15 protein-coding genes are annotated in these 20,829 nt (G+C 64.4%); 5 read left to right on the top strand and 10 right to left on the bottom strand.

All coding sequences use genetic code 11. The features are described 5' to 3' along the window. Positions 1-2: 2 nt before the first annotated feature. The 3 genes from ABIB73_RS32830 to ABIB73_RS32820 form a co-directional block, all read right to left on the bottom strand. Positions 3-2,819 (bottom strand): beta strand repeat-containing protein, encoded by a 2,817-nt coding sequence (locus ABIB73_RS32830; protein ID WP_354230951.1) that lies wholly within the window; start codon positions 2,817-2,819, stop codon positions 3-5. A gap of 484 nt (positions 2,820-3,303) precedes the next feature. Then, positions 3,304-5,751, bottom strand: coding sequence for an adenylate/guanylate cyclase domain-containing protein (locus ABIB73_RS32825; RefSeq protein ID WP_354230949.1), 2,448 nt, complete (start codon positions 5,749-5,751; stop codon positions 3,304-3,306). A gap of 245 nt (positions 5,752-5,996) precedes the next feature. Further along, positions 5,997-8,054 (bottom strand): AsmA family protein, encoded by a 2,058-nt coding sequence (locus ABIB73_RS32820; RefSeq protein WP_354230947.1) that lies wholly within the window; start codon positions 8,052-8,054, stop codon positions 5,997-5,999. A 222-nt stretch (positions 8,055-8,276) separates the two neighbouring features. Between ABIB73_RS32820 and ABIB73_RS32815 the strand changes: the two genes are divergently transcribed. Further along, positions 8,277-8,951, top strand: coding sequence for a Crp/Fnr family transcriptional regulator (locus ABIB73_RS32815; RefSeq protein WP_354230945.1), 675 nt, complete (start codon positions 8,277-8,279; stop codon positions 8,949-8,951). A gap of 4 nt (positions 8,952-8,955) precedes the next feature. Here the strand turns inward: ABIB73_RS32815 and ABIB73_RS32810 are convergent, their stop codons facing one another. The 6 genes from ABIB73_RS32810 to ABIB73_RS32785 form a co-directional block, all read right to left on the bottom strand. Next, positions 8,956-9,240: a type II toxin-antitoxin system RelE/ParE family toxin gene (locus ABIB73_RS32810; protein WP_354230943.1), complete on the bottom strand. Its 285-nt coding sequence runs from the start codon at positions 9,238-9,240 to the stop codon at positions 8,956-8,958. Continuing rightward, positions 9,237-9,530, bottom strand: coding sequence for a hypothetical protein (locus ABIB73_RS32805; RefSeq protein WP_354230941.1), 294 nt, complete (start codon positions 9,528-9,530; stop codon positions 9,237-9,239). The genes ABIB73_RS32810 and ABIB73_RS32805 overlap by 4 nt, the downstream gene beginning before the upstream one ends. A gap of 56 nt (positions 9,531-9,586) precedes the next feature. Next, the gene (locus ABIB73_RS32800; RefSeq protein ID WP_354230939.1) at positions 9,587-12,736 is read right to left on the bottom strand and encodes an efflux RND transporter permease subunit; all 3,150 of its coding nucleotides are present in this window, start codon (positions 12,734-12,736) and stop codon (positions 9,587-9,589) included. After that, positions 12,736-13,665 carry an efflux RND transporter periplasmic adaptor subunit gene (locus ABIB73_RS32795; protein WP_354230937.1) on the bottom strand — a complete coding sequence of 310 codons (930 nt, stop codon included), beginning with the start codon at positions 13,663-13,665 and terminating at the stop codon, positions 12,736-12,738. Before ABIB73_RS32795 ends, ABIB73_RS32800 begins: the two co-directional genes overlap by 1 nt. Positions 13,666-13,808: 143 nt before the next feature. Next, on the bottom strand, positions 13,809-14,480 hold the full coding sequence (locus tag ABIB73_RS32790; RefSeq protein WP_354230935.1) for an OmpA family protein: 672 nt from the start codon (positions 14,478-14,480) through the stop codon (positions 13,809-13,811). 155 nt (positions 14,481-14,635) lie between these two features. Then, entirely contained in the window at positions 14,636-16,162 is a 1,527-nt protein-coding gene (locus tag ABIB73_RS32785; RefSeq protein WP_354230933.1) for a caspase family protein, read from the bottom strand. Positions 16,163-16,527: 365 nt separating this feature from the next. On the opposite strand from ABIB73_RS32785, the gene ABIB73_RS32780 reads away from it, so the two are divergent. Beyond that, positions 16,528-17,334: an N-acyl homoserine lactonase family protein gene (locus ABIB73_RS32780; RefSeq protein WP_354230931.1), complete on the top strand. Its 807-nt coding sequence runs from the start codon at positions 16,528-16,530 to the stop codon at positions 17,332-17,334. 9 nt (positions 17,335-17,343) lie between these two features. Here the strand turns inward: ABIB73_RS32780 and ABIB73_RS32775 are convergent, their stop codons facing one another. Then, the gene (locus tag ABIB73_RS32775) at positions 17,344-17,886 is read right to left on the bottom strand and encodes a MarR family winged helix-turn-helix transcriptional regulator (protein WP_354230930.1); all 543 of its coding nucleotides are present in this window, start codon (positions 17,884-17,886) and stop codon (positions 17,344-17,346) included. Positions 17,887-17,996: 110 nt separating this feature from the next. Between ABIB73_RS32775 and ABIB73_RS32770 the strand changes: the two genes are divergently transcribed. The 3 genes from ABIB73_RS32770 to ABIB73_RS32760 are packed head-to-tail and all read left to right on the top strand — an operon-like array spanning position 17,997 to position 20,829. Further along, complete coding sequence (locus ABIB73_RS32770) at positions 17,997-19,616, top strand: FAD-dependent oxidoreductase (RefSeq protein ID WP_354230928.1); 1,620 nt, start codon at positions 17,997-17,999, stop codon at positions 19,614-19,616. An 8-nt stretch (positions 19,617-19,624) separates the two neighbouring features. Next, positions 19,625-19,849, top strand: coding sequence for a DUF2783 domain-containing protein (locus ABIB73_RS32765; RefSeq protein ID WP_354230926.1), 225 nt, complete (start codon positions 19,625-19,627; stop codon positions 19,847-19,849). Positions 19,850-19,872: 23 nt separating this feature from the next. Continuing rightward, positions 19,873-20,829, top strand: coding sequence for an MBL fold metallo-hydrolase (locus ABIB73_RS32760; RefSeq protein WP_354230924.1), 957 nt, complete (start codon positions 19,873-19,875; stop codon positions 20,827-20,829).

Here is a 20,829-nt window from a genome sequence, read left to right as displayed (position 1 = left end):
TCCTAGCTGAAGAAATGCCCGCCAGAGGCCTGCGCGTAGGCCTGCCATTGATGATCGAGCACGATGGTCTCGTGGCTGCCATTGCTCTGGCTGACGTCGATCACGAGGTCGTTGAGGCCACCGCGTTGGGCGGTGACGTCGGACGAAGCCTTGACGAGATCGGCCAGTGCCGCCATCGAGTTCACCACCACGCCGGAGCCAGCGCCCTCGCCAGTATTGAGCACGGTCGCAGGATGCGCTCCGGATGAGGCGAACGAGCCGGCCTCGTAATCGTAGAACACCAGCGCGTCGCCCTTGCCGAAATTGAGGTCGAACACCGTGTCGGTGGCGCGCTGGCCGGCCGCCTGGTCGGTGCCGTTGAAGCGGAACTGATCGGCGCCGGCGCCGCCATAGAGCAGGTCGTTGCCGCCACCGCCATTGAGCACGTCGGAATGCAGCCCGCCGATCAGGATGTCGTTGCCGCCCTTGCCATCGAGGAAGCTGCCGACCGGGCTGAACAGGTTCGCGACCAGCAGATTGTTGCCGTCATTGCCCTGGACGAAATTGTCCGAGACGAGGGTGATCTTGGTGCCGCCATGGCCGTCGGAGGCAAGCTGGTAGTTCAGCCCCGAGGCATAGGCATGCGAGTCGAGCTGAAGCGTGATGGTGCCGGATGCGCCACCACTGATCGTGAGCACGTTGTCGGCAGAGAGTGTTGCTTTTGTCGCTTTGCCGATGCCGGCGAGGTCGATGGTGTCGCCGACACCAAAGCCTTCGATGGTGTTGTCGAGGTGGCCGTGGTCCAGCGCCGCCTTGTCGATCTTCAGCGTTTGCGCGCCGCTCTCGAAGGTGATCGCCCCGGTGCCGGCCGCATCGAGTGCGGCGAGCTCCAGCGTGCCGGCATGCAGCGCCGTGCCGCCGGTATAGCTGCTGGTCTGGCTCAGCACAGTGGTGCCGGTGCCGGCCTGGTCGAGGCTGCCGCTGCCGGAGATCGTGGCGTTGAACACAAAGACGTCGGAATGCGTCGACGCAAACACGCCGTTGTTGGTGACGTTGCCCGTGAGCGACCCGCCGTCGGCGACGGCGAGCCTGGCGCCGGTCTCGATGGTGATGCCGGAGGTGAAGCTTTCGGCGTCGGTGACGCTCCAACTGCCGCCCTGCACGTCGAGCATTTCGAAATTCACGGTGTGCGCCAGCGTGCCGGAGCCGGTGCCGAGGAGGTTGAACGTATCGGTGCCGGTGCCGCCGTCGATCGTCGCGGTGAAGGTCGATCCCGTGTAGTCGTTGACAATGTCGTCGCCGCCGCCGAGCGCGACGCTGCCGTCGATCGTGCCGTGATTGGTGATGGTGTCGGCGAAGGTGTCGGTGATGGAGATGGCCTCGCCATTGCCGCCGTGGATGAGGCCCCAATTCGTGATCGTCGTGGGCGCCCAGCCATTGCCGCCATTGCTGCCGTTGCTGCCATTGGGCCCGCCGGTGCCGTCGCTGTCGTTGACGGTGATCGCGCGCTCGAAGCTGGTGATGACGCCGCCAATCTCGTTGATGATCGTGCCGCCGCCGATGGTGACGGCTTCCTGAAGATCAACCGTTCCGTCCGCCTCGATGACATGCACGCCGGTGGCCTGGATGGTGCCGAAATTATTGAGCGTCAGAAGACCGTCCACGTCGACGCCGTCGCCGTCCACGGCAGTGCCGGCGAGATAGCCGCCGGTGCCGATGATCGTGCCGTGATTGGTCACGGTGGTCATCGACAGGCTCGGCGTATCAAGGTTGATGCCGCTTCCGAGATCGCCGGTGATCGTGCCGTCGTTATTGACGGTCACCGGCTGGTCGCCGGTGATGCCGTGGCGCGTGCCCTCGATGGTGCCGCCTGTGTGGTTGTTGACGGTGCCACCGGCATTGCCCTGGAAGTCGATGCCGTCGTTGTCGTCGCCGCCCGAATTGCCGCCAAAGATCCTTCCGTAATTGTCGATCACCATGTTGACGCCGCCGCGGATCGCGTCGGCATCGGCCGCCTTGATCAGGCCGGTCGCCTCGTTGGTGAGATGGATGGTGCCATTGGTCGAGACCAGGTCGGTGAAATCGATCGCCTGACCGTTGCTGGATCCGGATCCGGTCGACTGGATGGTGCCGGCATTGTCGACCGTGACCGAATAGGTGGCGGATATAGTGAGCGTGGAGGCTGTGATACGGACCGCATCGCCCTGCGACTGGATCACGCCGTGCTGCTCGTTGTCCAGCGTGAACGAGGTGATGTTCGTGAGGTTCGAGGTGCTGAGGTTGATCGCGCGGCTTGCCGAGGCGGTTGCATCGATCAGCCCGTCATTGTCGATGGTAATGATGCCGGCGCCGGGCCGGATCGCGTCATTGCCGGAAGCGCCGATCACCGTGCCGGCGTGGTTGGTGATGTTGATCACCTCGCTCGCCGAGACGACCGCGGCGAAGTCGAGCGCCTGGCCGCTCGAGCCTGCAACGATGTTGCCGGACGCATCCACCGTGCCGGACACGATCGTTCCGGAATTGTCGACCGTGATCGTGCCGCCCGAAAGGGTGGTATTGATCCGGAACGCATCGTCGCCTGAAACCAGGCTGGCGCCGGCCTCGTTGACGAAGGTGAGGTTGCCCGAGGTGAAGCTGCCCTTGGTATCGATCCCGCGCGTGGTGGCCGCGATGGTGCCGGCGTTGTCGATCACGACGGTCTGGCCGGCTGTCCCGCCGGTCCAGGTGATATCGGTGGTGTCGGACAACGTGCCGCCTGCCGCGATGGTGCCGGTGTCGGTATTGCTGACGGTCTTGGCGGTCGTGACGGTCGAGCCGCTTGCCACGCTGAAAGAAGCCATGATTCCCCCTATCGAGACTTGGAAAAGCGACGCCCGGATAGCGTCATGAGTGACGTGGGCGCAGGCCGCGAGCGGTAACGGGAGTGGATGACGCTGGAATGACGCCCGGAGACGGAGGCGCCGGCGTTTTCGGGGTGGCCGGCGATCTTATAGTGACGTTGCCCAAATGAGCTGATCGAGGCGCTCGGCCTGAAGGAGGGTGACGAGCTGGAGTTGTTGCGGTCCGCGAAGGCGTGATTGAGCTCGTGCGAGCGCAGGGCCTGTCACGTAGCGATCAACGGGATCGCGACCGCCGGATCGACTGCCCCTTCGAAGGCACACCAGAGCGCGATGAATTTGGGAGGCTCGGCGCAGAAGCCCGATGATGCCATCCTGCCGGTGTTTTGCCCGACGAGTCAAACCGCGTCGTCACCCGCGTAAGTCATTGATCTTACCAGCCCCCGGCTACTGTGCATGGGGTTGTTTTCGACTTTTTTGGTTTTGGCTACCCTCGCCGCCTTGCCGCCGACGCATCCACCACGTTCTCCACGTCCTCGCGCCACGACAAGATCTCCATCGCCAGCACGGGATGATTGAATCCCTTCAGCACGAGATCGTCGAGCGCGCGGGCCTCGACGAAAGGTTCGACCATGCCGTAGACGCGGCGGCTGACGACGACCTGGCCGGCCTTGGCTTCGTCGCAGAGGCGCGAGGCGAGATTGGTGACGCTGCCGATCGCGGCGTATTCGAGCCGCTGCTCGAAGCCGATCTGGCCGAGCGTGGCGTAGCCCATCGCGACGCCGACGCCGAAGCCGAGCGAATGGCCTCGGTTCTTCCACTTCTCGGTCAAGGCGCCGATGGTGTCGCGCATCTCCACCGCCATCTTCACCGCACGCTTGGTGTGGTCGGCGAATTGAATGGGCGCGTTGAACAGGATCATCACGCCGTCGCCGGCGAAGCGGTCGAGCGTACCTTCATAGCGATGGATCAGTTCGCCGAGCGCCGCGTGATATTCGCGCAGCACGTTCATTGCCTCTTCCGGCTCGGTCGCCTCCGTGAAGGAGGTGAAGCCGCGCAGGTCGCAGAACACGACCGTCACCTCGCGGCGGTGGCTGTCGAGCAGCGCATCGTGGCCATCGGAGGAGGCGATGAGCTGCGCGACTTGCGGCGCGAGGAAGCGTTCGAGCCGCTTGATGCGGCCGATCTCGCCGAGTTGTTTTTCGACGCGCTCTTCCAGCGAGCGGTTCCAGTTGCGGAGCTGCTCGGTCTGCTCCTGGAGTTTTGCCGCCTGCTGCTGCACGGTGTTATGCGCGGCGGCGAGCTCGCGGCCCTTGTGGTCGACTTCGGTGAACAGCCGCGCATTGCGCATCGCCAGCACCGCCTGGTTGGCAAAGGTGCGCATCAAGGCGGTGAGGCTGCTCGCAAACTCGCCGCTCGGGCGGCGCAGCACCACCAGCGAGCCGAGCGTGCCCTGCTGGTCGACCAACGGCACCACCAGCACCGAGTGGAAGCCGGCATTGACGGCGACATCGCGCAGCGGCTGCTTGGCGGCATGGTCGAGATCGGCGATCGCGATCGGCTCACTGCTCGCCGCGGCATCGCTCAGGATGCTCTCACCTTCGTCGATCGTGACATGCGCGCCCTCGGCCGATTGGTCGATCCCGTTGGCCTCGACCAAATTGAACCGGTGCGTCGCCGCGTCGTAGCCGTAGATTAAAACCGCATCGGCATGGCTGATCTCGAGCGCGCGGGCGGCAATCGTCGGCAGCACGGCGTTGAGATCGAGCGAGGAGGCAACCGCGCGGCCGACCTCCTCCAGCACCTTGAGCTCGTTGATCGACTGCGCGAGGTCGCGGGTGCGCGCGTCGACCTTGGTTTCGAGGTCCGAATAGGTCTCCTGGAGCTGCCCGGCCATGCGGTTGAATTGGCCAGCGAGCTCTTCCAGCTCGTCAGAGGTGTGCACGTCGATGCGGTGGCTGAAATCGCCCTCGCCGAGCTTGTGCGCACCGTCGCGCAGCGCCGTGATCGGGATGATCATGCGGCGCGCGAGAAGCGTGCCGGCGAGGATCGCGACCATCAGGCCCATGCCGATCAGCAGCGCGATGCGCACGAGCTGGTCGCGAATCGGCGTCAGCGCCTGCATCGTCGGCTGCTCGAACAGCACGCTCCAGCCGAGCTTCGGCACGGTGCTTGCGGCTGATAGCACCGAGTGGCCGTTGAAGTCGGTGCCTGACGTGTCGGGCTCACGGCCGGGTGCGATCGCAGCAGCAACTTGCGGCAGCTTCGACAGGTCCTTGCCGACATCAGGCCCCTTCGACGACGTCGCCAGCACGCGGCCGCGCGGATCGACGACATAGGCAAAGGCCACCTTGCCGACCTGGGCATCCGACAGGAAATCGGAGAGGAAGCTGAGATCGATCTCGGCCACGGTGACGCCGGGCTTGAAGCCGGAATGCGCCACCGAGATAGACATCATCGGTTTCTGATCGACGAAATAGGCCGGCGCATAGCTCACGCCGCGCGCAACCGTGTCGGTGAAGCGCATGTCGCGGGAGAGGTCGGCATCGCTGCCGGTCGTGGTCGCCTGGCGCGAGACGCGCAGCACCTCGCGGCCTTCGCCGTTGAGCTGGAACAGCTGGGAGACCACAGAGACCTGATGCAGCAGCTGGGCGTAGTCGGCGCGGCGCTTCTCGAGCGTGTCCTGGCTTGCCCGCGTCACCCAGCTGATCTGGCGCTCGAGCTCGGAGACCGACTGCTCCATGCGCCGGGCGGCGGCCTGCGCCTTGTCCTCCAGGGCGTCGGTCAGCGACGTTTTGGTGGCACGGTAGGAGATCCAGGTCTCCATCGCGCCGTTGACGGCGAGCACGAACACGACGAGGCCGACGAGGGATACGACGTATTTGGCGAACAGGCCCTCGCGCAGAAACCGGGTCTTGTCTTTCGCTCCTGCCATCCGGATCCTCTCGCGCCACGACCGACGCCGGCGCTACGGGCCCTCCAGGCCCTTAGGGCCTTCTATCACAATTTGGGCCAAGGACCGGCAAGGGACCGGCAAGCGATCGGCTTGGTTACCCGCTGCAGGTGGCCGGCAGGGTGGTGAAATGTCGCAGTCGCCTTCTGCCTCATCCGTTCGGAGGAAGAAGTGGACGGGGGGCGGGTGTAAACACCGCCTCGGAGTCCAAAGCGTTGGTCTGCAAACTACCGATTGAAGAGCTGCCGCATCACGTCGTTCATCGGCTGGCTGTCCTGCTGCGCGGCCGGCGGGTTCTCCTGGGTTGGGGGCGCGGGCGAGGCCTGCGGTGCCGGCGTGGATGGCGTTGCGGGCAGGCTGCGGCTCCGGCCGGTGCCGGTTCCGGCGCCATTGGAAAGCCCCTGTTGGATCAGGTTGCCGATCGTCTCCCCCAGCTGGCCGCCGAGCAGATTGTTCTGGCCCGGCTGCTGCGGCTGTGGATTGGCATTGCCGGTCGCGTTGCCACCAGCCGGCGCCGCGCCGCCGAGCCCAAGGTTACCACCAAGGTTACCACCAAGGCTGCCCAAAATGTTTCCGAGCCCGCCGCCGTCAGGGCCGAACAGGCCCTTGCCCATCTCGCGCAGCTTGGCGTAGGCGGCGTCCGGATTGTCCAGCACGCCCGCCAGATCCGGAAAGATCCGCGGCTGCGACCATGAGCCCTGGATCATCACGGGGATGCCGAAGCCGACCGGCTCGGAGGTGCTGCCTTGGCCTTCAGTCGTCATCACGAGCTTCGGCTCGACGCGAAAACCCATCATCTTGGTGTCAAGGGCGATGGTGCCGGCGCCGGTGACGCGCACCAGCGGTCCGATCAGGTTGAGATCGGTTGTCACCGCCTGGCCCTTGTCGATGCGGAAGGAGGCGGAGAGCTGCGACAGGTCGGTGCTCTGCTCCTGACTGTCCTGCCAGCCCGACAGCGTGCCCGACGTCAACGAGCGGATCATCTGCGCGACATTGATGCCGCGGATGGCGCCGTCCTGGAAATTGACGAAGGCCGTGCCCTGCATGTTCGCCATCAGCGCGCGCTGGCTGCTGCCGGCGCTGCGCAGCGCGAGCTTGGCCTGCAGCTTGCCGTCGATCCGGTCGAATTCGGCAAGTCCCTGGAGCAGCGGCAGCGCGCGCACGCCGGCGAGATCGGAATGCATGGCAAAGCTCGGCGCGCCGCTGGTCGCATCGAGAATCACTTCGCCAGAGACCTGGCCGCCATAGGCGCCGAGATTGGCGGTGCCTGCCTTCAATATGCCGCCGGCGAGTTTTGCATCGAGCGCCAGCGGCGCAAGGCGCGCCTCGCCGATGACGGCTTCGTTCGCCGAGATCCTGATTTGCGCATCGACATAGTTGAGCGCGGAGACGTCGATCGGCGCATCGCTCCACGGCTGTCCGGACGCGCCCTCAGGCGATTTCGCCAGCGGGATCGCAAGCCGCTGGAAGTCGAGATCAACCTTGACCAAGGGCTTGCTCGCGATGTCGACCGAGGCCCAGCCGTTGAAAGCGCCATCGCCGAGCGTGCCATTGACGCCGTTGATCATCACGATCCCGCCGTTGAGGCGCAGCTCGGCATGGCCTGCGAGCTGCGACGACAGCACGTCGGGCATATCAATGGCGAAATCCGCCGGGATGGTCTGCCGCTCGAGCGGCGGCGCCGGCGTGGTCGCCTTGATGTCGAACTTGGTCGGGTGCTCACCGACGCGCGCGGTGCCGGTGACATTGACCTTGCGGTCGCGCCCCATGACGGCGTCGGTATTGATGGCGCTGATGCGGCCCTCAATGCGATCGCGCACGCGCGAGAATGCGACTTCACCGTCGGTGACCTTGATGCGGTCGATGCTCACGCCATCCATGTCGAGCGCGAGCGGCTTCAGCGACGCATCGGCGTTCGGCAGGCGCTCACGCAGCAGCGGCTGGTAGAGCACGGGATGGGTGATGACGAGCTCGCTGATTCTCGGGTGACCCGACCATGCGCTGGAGAGCGACATGTCGGCCTGCACACGGTCGATCGTCAGGCGGGTGATGCCGCTGCGGTCCTTGGGGTCGGCAAGCGCGAGGTCGTTCAGCGTGACGTTCAGCGTCGGCCACAGGCTGATTCTCGTCGTGCCGTCGATCGACAGGCGATAGCCGGTGGCGCTCTCGACGCGCGACGCAATCGTCGAGGTCAGGAAGCTCGAGGGGATCCCGACCACCAGGAGGAGTGCGATCACGATGATGACGGCGGCCACCGCCGCGCAGGCGAATTTCACTGCTCTCATGTCGACTTTCCAACGACGGACAAGCGGCGTCGAATCCGGCAGATTCCCGTCTTTTGCAGCTGAGTTTATCCCGGGACGGGAAGCGGGTCCAAGCGGACAAAAATAGTCAGGGGGAGCTGCAAAGTTATGTGACTTATGACACACTTCTCCGGCGCGGTTTTACGCGATTCTGATGTTGATGCTTCCAAGCGATTTGCCAAGGTAATTCACAAGGACGTTAAAATGAGCAAGCAGGCCGAATTTGCGGTCATTCTGAAAATGAATGCCATGTTCGCCGATCTCGGTTCGGACGAACTCCAGCGTTTGTCCAACCTCTGTCACACCCAGCATCTGGGGAACGGCGAGGTCCTGTTCCAGAAGGGCGATGCCGGCGATGCGCTGTTCGGCGTGCGTCGCGGCCAGGTCCGGATCGAGACCGGTGCCTCCGACGGCAGCCGGCTGACGCTGAACTTCATGGGCTCGGGGGACCTGTTCGGCGAGGTCGCGGTGCTGGATGGCCAGAGCCGCACCGCGGATGCGACCGCCGGCGAGGCCAGTGAACTGTTCGTGCTGCGGCGCGAAGACTTTCTCGCCTTCCTCGAGCGCGAGCCGAAGGTCGCGATCAAGATCATCGCGCTGCTGTGCCAGCGCATCCGATGGCAGAGCGAGCGCATGGAGGAATCCATGTTGCAGCCGCTGCCGGTGCGGCTGGCGCGGCGGCTCTGCGCGCTCGCCGCCGATTTCGGCTCCGAGGTGCACATTTCGCAGGAGCAGCTCGGCGTCTTCGTCGGCGCCGCCCGCGAGAGCGTCAACCGCCAGCTTCAGGCCTGGCGCAAGGAAGCGATCCTCGATCTCCAGCGCGGGCGGATACTGCTGAGGAACATGACCAAGCTGACGGCGATCGCGCGTAACGAGTAAGGGGTCAGGTGCGCGCCTCGCGACCGTGCCAGATTCGCGTGATGAGAATATCGCCTGTCTCTGGAACGATGGCGTATCGCACAATGTAGCCCGATGACCCAAAACGGACGATGATCTGACGGATGTCCGCATCGTCAGTCGGTTTACCCAAGGCCGGCAACTCCGGCAGCCGGTCGATCGCCTTCCAGATCAGCGTCAATGCACGCTTTGCTGCGTCTGGATTAGCGGTGTTAAGGAAGGTTCGCAGCCGCTCGATATCTTCGAGAGCGGCCGGCGAAAGCAGAATCATTTGATTTTGATCTTGCGTGGTTGGGGGCGAGGCAGCTCGTCAACAGAGCCCCAGCTCCCGACCCACGTCTTGACGTCATCGAGTGAGACCGCAAGCGCGGTGCGCTTATATTCTTCGTAACGGGTGCGATCTTCTTCGATATCCGGATCAGCAAGGTCAACGACCGAATCCAAAAGTGCAACGGCCTCGGCCAGCACTGTTGCGACATCCTTTCCGCGCTCAAGGGCTATCTCCCTGAGCCGGGCATCGGTGTCAGCGTCGATCTCAAGCGTGCGGCTTACGAGGTTCATGCACGAAAGATAGCACTTCGTTCGCCCATGTCGAGCCCGGGATTCCGGGGGAATATCTACTCCGCCGCCGGGTGCACGATGCTCTTCGGAACTGGCGCTGCGTCCGGGGGCGCAGCTCCGTGATGATCGCCAGTCTCGGCATCCTCGCTGTGCACGATCAGCCGCTTGCCGAAGCGCCAGATCAGGGCGCCGAGGTCGTCCATCACCATGAACATCGCGGGCACGAATACCAGCGACAGGATGGTCGAGAAGATCAGGCCGCCGATCACTGCGAGCGCCATCGGCGAGCGGAACTCGCCGCCGGCGCCGACCGCGAGCGCGCTCGGCATCATGCCGGCGGCCATCGCGATCGTGGTCATCACGATCGGGCGGGCGCGCTTCATGCCGGCGTCGATCATCGCCTCGTGGCGCGGCTTGCCGGCGCGGATCGCCTCGATCGCGAACTCCACCAGCATGATCGCGTTCTTGGTGACGATGCCCATCAGCATCAAAATGCCGATCCAGACCGGCGTGGTGAGCTGCTTGCCGGTGACGAGCAGGGCCGCGATGGCGCCGCCGATCGACAGCGGCAGCGAGAACAGGATGGTGATCGGTTGCAGGAAGGTGCCGAACAGCAGCACCAGCACCGCATAGACCATCATCAGGCCGGCCGTGATCGCAGTCGCAAAGCCATCGGACAGCTCGTTGAGGCTTTCGGCGTCACCGGACGGTGAGACCTTCACGCCCTTCGGCAGGCTCTTCATGACAGGGAGATCGTAGATCTTCTTGGTGGCATCGCCGAGCGCTGCGGAGCCGACGAGGTCGGCGGCAACAGTTGCCTGCCGCTCGCGGTCGTAGCGGTTGATGCTGGTCGGGCCCTGGTCGAGCTTGACGTCGGCGATGACCGAGAGCGGGACGCCGCCCTTTTCGCCGTGCTCGCCGAGCGGCACGCGCAACTGCTCGAGCGTCTTCAGATTGCCGCGCGCGGCGTCCTCGAGCTGCACACGGATCGGCACCAGGCGGTCGCCGACGTCGAATTTGGCGAGCGCGGGGCCGACGTCGCCGATGGTCGCGACGCGGATGGTCTGCGACAGGCTTTCGGTCGAGACGCCGAGCCGAGCGGCGAGGTCGGCGCGCGGCTCGATGCGCAACTCGGGGCGTTCCAGCGAGGTTTCCGAGATCACGTCGGAGATGGTCGGAATCCGCTTCATCTGCGTCGCGAGTTCGCTGGCGACGTTGTTGACGATGTTGGCGTCGACGCCGGTCACGACCAGCGAGATCGCGCGCAGGCCGTTCTCGTCCAGGAACCAGAACCGGATGTCGGGGATGTTCTCCAGCTCCTGGCTGATGGAGAATTCGAGCTCACGCTGGGTGATGTCGCGATCGGTCTTGGGCGTGTAATTGATGATCAGGGCGGCGCGGCGCACTTCCTGCGTTCCCGGCGGGACACGGCCGCCGTCGACGAAGATGCTCTTCACCTCGGAGCGCTTGCGCAGCCGCGCGACGATGTCTTCGGTGACCTTCTCGGTATAGGACAGCTGGGTGCCGGGCGGCAGCTCGATCGCGAGCAATGAGCGTGCGCTGTCCTGCGCGGGCAGGAAGCCCTGCGGCAGCAGCGTGATGCTCCAGATCGAGGCGGCGAAGATCCCGAAGCCGATCAGCACGGTGATGAAATAGTGCTTCACTGACCACGTTACGACCTTGTGATAGCCGCGCAGAACGCGGCCCGGCGGCGGCTCCTCGTGATTGGAGTGCTTGAGAAAATAAGCCGCCAGCATCGGCGTCACGAAGCGCGCGGCGAGCAGTGAAAAGAATACCTGCACCGACACGGTGATGCCGAACTGCTTGAAGAACTGTCCGGCGATGCCCGACATGAAGCTCGCAGGCGCAAAGATCGCGATGATGGTCAGCGAGATCGCGATCACGGCGAGGCCGATTTCGTCGGCGGCTTCGAGCGCGGCACGGTAGGGCGATTTGCCCATGTTCATGTGCCGCACGATGTTCTCGATCTCGACGATGGCGTCGTCGACCAAAATACCGGTCGACAGCGTGATGGCGAGGAAGCTGACGAGGTTGAGCGAGAAGCCGAGGATGTCCATCGCCCAGAAGGCCGGGAAGATCGACAGCGGCAGCGAGATCGCGGCGATGATGGTGGCGCGCAAATCGCGCAGGAACAGCAGCACGATGATGACGGCGAGGATGGCGCCTTCGAACAAGGTCGAGATCGCGGCCTCGTAATTGCCCTTGGTGTATTCGACCGAGGTGTCGATCAGCTTGAGGTCGACGTCGGGATAGGCGGCCTTCAGCGCGTCGATCCGCTTCTGCACGGCGGCTGCGACAACCACGTCGCTGGCGCCTTTGGAGCGCTTGATGCCGAGCGCGACCACCGGCTCGCCGTTGAAGCGGGCGAAGGTGCGGCGATCGGCGATGGTGTCGGTCACTGTGCCGAGATCGTCGAGCCGGACTTCGCCGCCGCCGAACAGCGGGATCATGGTGCCGGTGAGGTCGCTCAGCGTCTTGGCGCCGGCGAGCGTCCGGATCGCCTGGTCGTTCTTGCCGATCTCGGCGCGGCCGCCGGCGACGTCGACATTGGTGCCGCGCAGGCTCTGGCTGACATTGACGGCGGTCAGCCCCATTGCCTGCAAGCGGTCGGGATCGAGCGAGACCAGAATCTCGCGCTCGACACCGCCGATGCGCTCGACCTGGGCGACGCCGCGCACGCCTTGCAGTGCGCGCTTGACCACGTCGTCGACGAAATAGGACAGCTGTTCAGGCGTCTTGCCGGGCGAGATCGCGGCATAGGTGACGATCGGCAGGCCGATGACGTCGACGCGCTGGATCAGCGGCTCGGTGACGTTCTGCGGCAAATTGGAGCGCACGCGCGTCACCGCGTCCTTGACGTCGTTGAGCGCGCGGTCGGTGTTGGTCTCGAGCGCGAACTGGATGGTGGTGACCGACAGGCCGTCGGTGATCGACGAGGTGATGTGCCGCACGCCCTCGACGCCGGAGACCGCGTCTTCAACCGTCTTGGTGACCTGGGATTCGAGCTCGGCGGGCGCCGCGCCGAACTGCGACACCGCGACCGAGATCACGGGAATATCGGCCGAAGGCAGCCGCGTCACCGCGAGCTTGGTGAAGGAGACCCAGCCGAGGATCAGGAGAATGATCGAAAAGACGACCGACGGCAGCGGATTGCGGATCGACCATGCCGAGATATTGAGAGCCATCAGCGTACCCGCGTGCGATCGAGTTCATCGGCGAACATGGTCTTGATCTGGTCGCCGTCATGGAGCGAAGAGCCGGCGTCGGCCACGACGATTTCGCCGACGTCGATCCCTTCCAGGATTTCCGTTTGGCTGTCGGACGTCAGCCCGACCCGCACCTTGCGCGTCTCGATCGTGTTGTTCTTGACGACCTGCACGGTGAGATGGTCGATCGCGGTCTTGGGAACCGCAACGCCGCAGCTTCGCTTGGCATCGATCGAGGCGCGGGCGAACACGCCGACCTTGAGCGACGGATTGTTGGTGACACTGATACGGACGCGGCCGAGCTGTGTGGTGCGATCGATCTCGGGCGCGACCAGCCGGACCCGGCCAATCAGATCGGCGGCGTCATCCCTGCTGATCCGCACCGTCGCGCCGGGGCTGAGCTTTGGCATATGCACGGCCGGAACCTGCGCCTCCAGCTCGATCTCGCCGCTGACGGCAATGCGGAACATCGGGCCGGCCTGCGGCGAGGCCGGCGCGCCGACGACGGTGCGAACTTCGGTGACGAGGCCCGGTGCGGGCGCCTTCAGCGAGATTGGGCCCTGCGGGCCCGGCCTTTGCGGCTGGCCAGGCATCTGCGGCGGCGCCGTCAGGCGCGCCAGCTCCTGATTGTCGGTGACGACAGCGCCTTCGGTGACGAAGAGGTCGGTGACCTTCGATCCCTCCTGGTCGGCGATGACCACCGCCTCGCGCCGCGGCACGAAGAAGCCGGTCACCCGCACCAGATCGGAGAAGCAGGCATTGGTCGACTTCGTCACGATGACGAGCGCCTCGCCCGGGGTTTCCTTCGCCTCGGGGCGATGCCGATGCTCGAACCAGTAATAGCCGATGCCGAGGGCGACGATGAACACCACGGTTCCGGCAGGCTTGAGATATTCGGAGATGTTCATCGCCGGATCATCCTGGCCTGGCTCGCGGTTGCTGAGAGCGTTTCCCTGAAACGAAGCGGCGTCCCGCAAGGCTGCGGGACGCGCTTTGGGAGCAAGACTTTACACCACATCACGACTTGTCACTTCAACGGATTACGTCGTGGTCACTTCGATGCGGTGGTCTTGTTTTCCATATTGACGACCTGCACGCGGCGGTTCACCTCCGCCATCGGCTGGCTCGGGTCCTTCAGCTTGCTCTTGCCGTAGCCGACGGTGACGAGGTCAGTCGCGGCGATGCTGTACTTGTCGACGAGATAGCGCTTGATCGAATCCGCGCGCCGCTCCGACAGTTCCTGATTGTAGCCCTCGCCGCCGGCGGCGTCGGTGTGGCCGGCGACCACGAAGGTCGAGCCCTTCAGGTCGGGGCTGGTCAGCGCGCGACCGAGTGCCTGCACCGATGGCAGCGACTTGGTGCTGATATCGGCTGAGTTGTAGTCGAAGGTGATCTCGAGGTCGATGTTCGGCTTGTCCTTGGCGGCCGACGCGATCTCCTCGCGCTCGGTCGACGAGAGCGAACGCGTGGCCCGGCCGCGGACGATCTGGAGCAGCTTGGTCTCCGCCGCGCTCGGCGCTGGATCGGTCTGCGGGCCGATCGAGAGGCCACGGGTCAGGGGCTTCTTCGGCGGCGGCGCCAGCGCCCGGACAATCTCGTCCTCGGTGACGTTCTTGCTGTTGCCGTCGTCGCCTGCGAACGCGGGTGAGACCGGCAGCGACAGCGCGGCGCCGATGGTGATGATGGACAGGATCGCGGTAAGTCCTTTTGCAGCCAATCTCATTGCCAGTCCCTCCTGCGCTGCCCGCGCGGTTCCAAAATTCCTGCAACAGGCCCACGGCAAGTCCGCTTGCGGCATCCGTTCGACTAGTCTTGCCGATTAGTCTTGGCCATGCCGCCAGGGGTTCGAGGCGTGTCCGGCCTCAAATCAGAAAAATATCAACGCACTCCGTAACTTGCGAATTCCTGGACGATGTTCGGGTCCATCGCCTTGGCATTGGCGATGTCGAGCGCCCCTTCCTGGGCCGAGCCGTTGCGCTGCTTGGCGATCCCCCGCCCAAAGAGGGAGGAGGTCAGGCGCGGGTTGATCTTCAGCGCCGCGTCGAAATCGGCGATGGCGTTCTTGGCCGCCCCGGATTTCAGGTTGACCAGCCCGCGGCTGTCCAGCGCATCGACGAAATTCGGCCGCAGCCGCAGCGCCTCGTTGCAATCCTTCAGCGCGCCCTGCAGGTCTCCGACCACGGTGCGGGTCCAGCAGCGGTTGTTCAGGGCCTCGACGTCCTTCGAATTGATCCGAAGTGTGTCGTCAAAATCCTTGATGGCGAGTCCGTAGGCCCCCTTGCTGGCATAAACCTGGCCGCGCCGGTACAGCGCATTCACGTCGTCCGGATTGGAGGCGATCTTGGCCGTCAGGCTCTTGATGGTGGGGTCGTCGGCCAGCGTGGCCTGGCTCGGGCCAGAGTCTGTGCTCGGTGCGGTACCGGTATCAGCCGGTTTGACCGGCGGCGGCGAAGGCGGAGGCAGGGCGGCGTCGACCTGCGACTTCGGCGACGGGGGCGGTGATGGCGGCGCGGGAGATGCCGGTGGCGGATTGTTCGCGACCACGGGCGGCGGGGCGGGCGGAGCCGGTGACGGGTTGTTTGCGACGGCGGGGGCCGGGGGAGCAGCGGGAGGGGGCGGTGGCGGTGTCATCGCCGTCGGGCGCGATCCGCTGGCGCCCGGAATGAACGAGAAGTCCTCGGCCAGCGAGGAGGAGATCCACGGCACCTGCTCGCCGCGCGAGGCGCGGGTGACGCCCATCTTGGTGCGGTTCAGCGTCTCCTCCGCCATCAGATCGGGGACGCGGATTTCCTTGAGCAACTCCTGGACGAACAGGCTGTGGTCGCCGCCGACATCCGAGACCACGGAGGCCAGCGCGGCTGAATACATCACCAGCGTGCCGTTCGGCGCGATGACCGGCGTCAGACCGGCGGAGAAGCTGCGGAACCGGCGCTCGAACGGGTTGCGCCTTGAGGCGTCGATCAGCGCGATCTTGACGCCGGCGCCGCGGGTATTGAGCTCGCCAAGGATGGTTTCGATGCTGAAGCCGTCGCGGCGGACGTCGGATTCGGTCCAGATCTGGGCATCGACCGGGATCATGAAGCTCTGGCGCGCCGACTGGATGCCGAACCCGCTGTAGAACACGAGCGCCACCGAGCCCGGCTTGATCTTGCCGTAAAGCTTGTCGAAGGCGCGGCGCATGCCGTCGCCGGTCAGGTTCTCGCCGGTCTCCACGGAAAAGCCGTCGCGCTTGAGCTCGTCGGCGATATCGCGCGCGTCGTTGAGCGGTTCCTTCAGCGGGGCATCCGCGTCGGGATATTTGGCATTGCCGATGACGAGCGCATAGCGGTCGCCGGCCGCAAGCGACGGAGCGATCGGGACGAGCGAGGCAAGCAGAGGCAGAAGAAAAATGAAGCGAATTTTCATAATCAGCGCGGTCCAGCCAAAAAGGCGCCGTTCCCAGCTTGCGCCGCGGCGACCTTAACTTACGCAATGTGCATTATCAAACCGGGGATAGGAGGCGTCAACCGCTTGGAGATTCGGCACTATCGCGACAATTGACCGCGACGCATCGGCCCTCCGTGAGGGGAATAAACGGGCTGTTGCGGTTGAGCTCGGCATAATTTGTGTTCGGTGTTCCCTGAGCCACGCTAGGGCAGCCATAGCGACAAAAATGTGATTGGTCTCACATTGCGGGCCTGCGTCCGTCGCTGCCTTCGGCGTTTGACCTTTGCGACCGACAATGGCTTGGTGTGCCGGATCGTCCGGTCCAATCAGAAAAAAGCAAAACCATGGGAAACGCCTACGAAATCTTCGCGCTGCGCTATGCGACGATGTCGCCGCGCACCCCAAGTATGAACTTCCTGTCGCCGGATCCGCATGATAGCGCGGCGCAGGATCTCGACTATTTCGTCTGGCTGATCCGCGGTGGCGGCCGCGAGATCCTGGTCGATACCGGCTTCAATGCCGAAGAGGCGAGCCTGCGTGCGCGCAAGCTGACGCTCAATCCGGTCGACGCGCTGGAGCGCTTTGGCGTCGCGGCGTCGAGCATTCGCGACATTATCGTGACACATCTGCATTACGATCACGCCGGCAATCTCGATCGCTTCCCCAATGCGCGCTTCCATCTCCAGGAACGCGAGATGAGCTATGCGACGGGGCGCTGCATGTGCAACGGACTGCTGCGACATCCGTTCTCGGTCGAGCACGTCACGCAGATGGTGCGCCACGTCTATGGCGAGCGCGTCACGTTCTATTCAGGCGATGGCGAGGTCGCGCCCGGCGTGACCGTGCATCGCGTCGGTGGTCACTCCGATGGTTTGCAGGTGGTCAAGGTCGAGACCGCGCGCGGGCCGGTGGTGCTCGCCTCCGATGCCGCGCATTACTACGCCAATCTCCAGCGCCGGAGCCCGTTTCCGATCGTCTACAATGTCGGTGACATGGCAGTGGGCTGGGAGACGATCGAACGCCTCGCCGGCCATCCCGACCGCTTCATTCCCGGGCACGACCCGATCGTGACGCAGATCTATCCGCGTGCGAGCGATAAGGTCGACGCCTGGGCGCTGCATCTGCCGCCGTCGAGGTCGTTTGCGAAGTGACGAAGGCGGCTAATAGGCCTGCTTGGCGTCCGCCTCCTCGCTGGTCTGGATCAGGTCGAGACTCGCCTCGATCTTGCCGAGCAGCGCCGAGAGCTGCTTGCGCTCCTGCGCGGAAAGGCAGGCGAGGATCTCGTCTTCCCGCCGCAGCAGTTGCGGGAACAGCTCTTCGTAAAGCGCGCGGCCCTTCTTCGTCAGTTGCAGGCGGAATTCGCGGCGGTCGGCTTCGTTCTCGACCCGCTCGATCAGGTCTTCGTGCATCAGCGTGGTCACCGCGCGGCTGATGGTGGATTTGTGCGTGCGGGTGCATTGCGAGATGTACTGCGCGCTACAGGCATCGTTGCGGAAGCCGAGCGTTGCAATCACGCGCCAGGCCGGAATGTCGAGGCCGTGGCGCTCCTGATACTCGACCGCGAGCGCGGAACTGACTTCGGCTGCGAGCCGGTTGAGACGGAACGGCACGAACTTGAACAGATCGAGCCGCGACTTTGGCCGCGGCGACGACTCGTCCGCCTCGCTTGCCTTCACTGCGATATCGCTGGATGTCCTCGCCAAGAAGTGCGCTCCGAATTCCAGTTGACGGCCGGCCGGCTCCGGTCCAAAATAGTTGCACGTGAGACTATCTAGCAGATCAGTCCTCTCCTGACCAGAGCCGAGGTTAGCGCATGGCGCAGGCCAAGACCCAGCAGGCCAAGACCCAGTTCGGCTACCGCCGCCACCCCGACCAGGATCGTCCCGGCCAAAGCCCGGCCGAGCACGCGGTCGTTGTTGTCGGCGCCGGACCGGTCGGGCTGTCGCTCGCGATCGATCTCGCCCAGCGCGGCCAGCGCGTCGTCCTTCTGGATGACGCCGACCGCATCGGCGAAGGGTCGCGTGCGATCTGCTTCTCAAAGCGCTCGCTGGAATATTGGGACCGGCTCGGCGTCGGCGACCGCATGGTCGAGAAGGGCGTGGTGTGGAGCGTCGGCCGCATTTTCCACGGCGAGTCCCAGCTCTACCAGTTCAATCTTCTGCCGGAAGACGGCCACAAGCGGCCGGCGTTCATCAACCTCCAGCAATATTACGCCGAGGCCTATCTGGTCGATCGCATCAGCGATCTCAACGGGATCAACCTGCGCTGGCGCAACAAGGTGACGGCGCTGGAGCAACGCAACGATTCCGTGGCGCTGACGATCGAGACCCCCGAAGGCGCGTATCGCCTGCATGCGCAATATGTGATCGCCTGCGACGGCGCTCGCTCTTCCTTGCGGCAGATGGTCGGCGCCGAATTCGCCGGTCAGGTGTTCGAGGACCAATTTTTGATCGCCGACGTCAAGATGACGGCGGAGTTTCCGACCGAGCGCTGGTTCTGGTTCGATCCACCGTTCCACGCCGGCCGCTCGGCGTTGCTGCACCGGCAGCCTGACGACACCTGGCGCATCGATCTTCAGCTCAGCCGCGACGCCGACCCCACAGTCGAGAAGAAGCCCGAAAACGTGCGGCCGCGGATCGCGCGCATGCTCGGCCACGACAAGTTCGGGTTCGAATGGATTTCGCTCTATAAATTCCAATGCCGCCGGATGGACCGCTTCATCCACGGCCGCGTGATCTTCGCAGGCGATTCCGCGCATCAGGTCTCGCCTTTTGGCGCACGTGGCGCAAATTCGGGCTTGGAGGACGCGGAGAACCTGTCCTGGAAACTCGACCGCGTGTTGCGCGGCGTCTCACCCGCGGGCCTGCTCGAGAGCTATCATGTCGAGCGCAGTCTGGCCGCCGACGAGAACATCCGCGAATCCACCCGTTCGACCGATTTCATGGCGCCGAACTCGTCGCAGGAAGCGCGGTTGCGCAAGGCGGTGCTGTCGCTTGCCAAGGAAACCGAGTTCGGCAAACGCATGGTCAATGGCGGCCGGCTCTCGGTGCCTTGCAGCTATGATTCGCCGCTGTCATCGCCCGATGCGGCTGCGTGGCGCGGTGGGCCATCGCCCGGGTGCTCGATGCTCGATGCGCCAATCGTGGGCGAGAATGGCTATTTGACGGACGCATTCCGGGAAGGTGGAACGGATTTCACCTTGCTGTCGTTCAGCAATGGTGCGGCGATTGATGCGCCCGATGGTGTGAAAGACATCCGCATCGGCGGCGAGGGCGGACTTGCCGATCCCCTAGGCCTTGTCGCAAAGCGCTACGATGCCGAGTCTGGCTCAGCCTATCTGCTCAGGCCCGATGGGTATGTCGCCGCTCGCTTTCGCCATCCAACGCGCACGGCGATCACTGCCGCGCTGTTGCGGGCCGAAGGTCTGAATTGAGGTTTCGCATGCCGCTTTCCACCAACTCCAACTTCGCGCGGCCCGACGACGCCTTTCGCGCTATCGTGGAGGCACATCGTGGTCTCACGGACGAGCAGAGCGCGGATTTCGACACGGCGCTGGTGCTGATCCTCGCCAACCATATCGGCGACATCGACGTGCTGCGCGAGGCGATCATGCTTGCGAAGCGCCGAATGATCGACGGCCAGCAGCAACAACAGCAACAACAATAACCCAAAGACCTAAGGATGAACTGATGGCGAAGAACTTCGCATCCACCGGCGATCTCTCCGAGAAGAAAATCACCTTCTCCGAGATCGGCACCGATCTCTATGCTTTCACCGCCGAGGGTGATCCGAATACCGCGATCATCGTTGGTGACGACGGCTGTCTCGTGTTCGACGCGCAGTCGACGCCGGCGATGGCCAACAAGGTGATCGAGCGCGTGCGCACCGTCACCGACAAGCCGATCAAATATGTCGTGCTGTCGCATTATCACGCTGTCCGCGTGCTCGGTGCCTCCGCCTACAAGGCGCAAGGAATCGTGGCCTCGCAGGAGACTTATCGCCTCATCGAGGAGCGCGGCCAGCAGGATTGGGATTCCGAATATGGCCGCTTCCCGCGCCTCTTCCAGGATGCGGCAAGCATCCCCGGCTTGACTTGGCCGACGCTGACCTTCGAAGGCGAGATGTCGATTTATCTGGGAAAGCGCGAAGTTCGGCTGATGCAGCTTGGCGCCGGCCACACCTCCGGCGACATCGTCGCCTGGGTGCCGGACGCGGAGGTCATGTTCTCCGGCGACCTCATCGAATATCACTCGGCCTGCTATTGCGGCGATGCGCATTTGCGCGAATGGCCGCTGACGCTGAACGAGATCCGCAACTTCAATCCCAAGGCGATCGCGCCGGGCCGCGGCGATGCGCTGAAGGGCCTCGCCACGGGGCGCGAGGCGATTGCGATGACGCGCGATTTCGTTTCGACGCTCTATGGCGCCGCCGAGATCTCGGTCGCCAAGGGTCGTACGCTGAAGGAGACGATGGCCGCGTCGCGCGAGGTGATGGATCCGAAATTTTCGAGCTTCGCCATCTACGAGCACTGTCTGCCGTTCAACGTGTCGCGCGCCTTCGACGAAGCCTCGGGAATCGACGATCCCGTGATCTGGACCGACAAGCGCGACCAGGAGATGTGGGCCGCCCTGCAAGGAGGAGGATAG

Origin of the sequence: Bradyrhizobium sp. F1.4.3, assembly GCF_040548375.1 — a bacterium.
Classification (GTDB): domain Bacteria; phylum Pseudomonadota; class Alphaproteobacteria; order Rhizobiales; family Xanthobacteraceae; genus Bradyrhizobium.
This window is presented reverse-complemented; position numbering and strand designations above follow the sequence as displayed.

Excerpts from the sequence above, each read along its gene's own strand:
- ABIB73_RS32785 (WP_354230933.1), bottom strand. The coding sequence starts at position 16,162 with ATGAAAATTCGCTTCATTTTTCTTCTGCCTCTGCTTGCCTCGCTCGTC.
- ABIB73_RS32825 (WP_354230949.1), bottom strand. The coding sequence starts at position 5,751 with ATGGCAGGAGCGAAAGACAAGACCCGGTTTCTGCGCGAGGGCCTGTTC.
- ABIB73_RS32820 (WP_354230947.1), bottom strand. The coding sequence starts at position 8,054 with ATGAGAGCAGTGAAATTCGCCTGCGCGGCGGTGGCCGCCGTCATCATC.
- ABIB73_RS32780 (WP_354230931.1), top strand. The coding sequence starts at position 16,528 with ATGGGAAACGCCTACGAAATCTTCGCGCTGCGCTATGCGACGATGTCG.
- ABIB73_RS32795 (WP_354230937.1), bottom strand. The coding sequence starts at position 13,665 with ATGAACATCTCCGAATATCTCAAGCCTGCCGGAACCGTGGTGTTCATC.
- ABIB73_RS32815 (WP_354230945.1), top strand. The coding sequence starts at position 8,277 with ATGAGCAAGCAGGCCGAATTTGCGGTCATTCTGAAAATGAATGCCATG.
- ABIB73_RS32805 (WP_354230941.1), bottom strand. The coding sequence starts at position 9,530 with ATGAACCTCGTAAGCCGCACGCTTGAGATCGACGCTGACACCGATGCC.
- ABIB73_RS32810 (WP_354230943.1), bottom strand. The coding sequence starts at position 9,240 with ATGATTCTGCTTTCGCCGGCCGCTCTCGAAGATATCGAGCGGCTGCGA.
- ABIB73_RS32760 (WP_354230924.1), top strand. The coding sequence starts at position 19,873 with ATGGCGAAGAACTTCGCATCCACCGGCGATCTCTCCGAGAAGAAAATC.
- ABIB73_RS32770 (WP_354230928.1), top strand. The coding sequence starts at position 17,997 with ATGGCGCAGGCCAAGACCCAGCAGGCCAAGACCCAGTTCGGCTACCGC.
- ABIB73_RS32790 (WP_354230935.1), bottom strand. The coding sequence starts at position 14,480 with ATGAGATTGGCTGCAAAAGGACTTACCGCGATCCTGTCCATCATCACC.
- ABIB73_RS32830 (WP_354230951.1), bottom strand. The coding sequence starts at position 2,819 with ATGGCTTCTTTCAGCGTGGCAAGCGGCTCGACCGTCACGACCGCCAAG.
- ABIB73_RS32765 (WP_354230926.1), top strand. The coding sequence starts at position 19,625 with ATGCCGCTTTCCACCAACTCCAACTTCGCGCGGCCCGACGACGCCTTT.
- ABIB73_RS32800 (WP_354230939.1), bottom strand. The coding sequence starts at position 12,736 with ATGGCTCTCAATATCTCGGCATGGTCGATCCGCAATCCGCTGCCGTCG.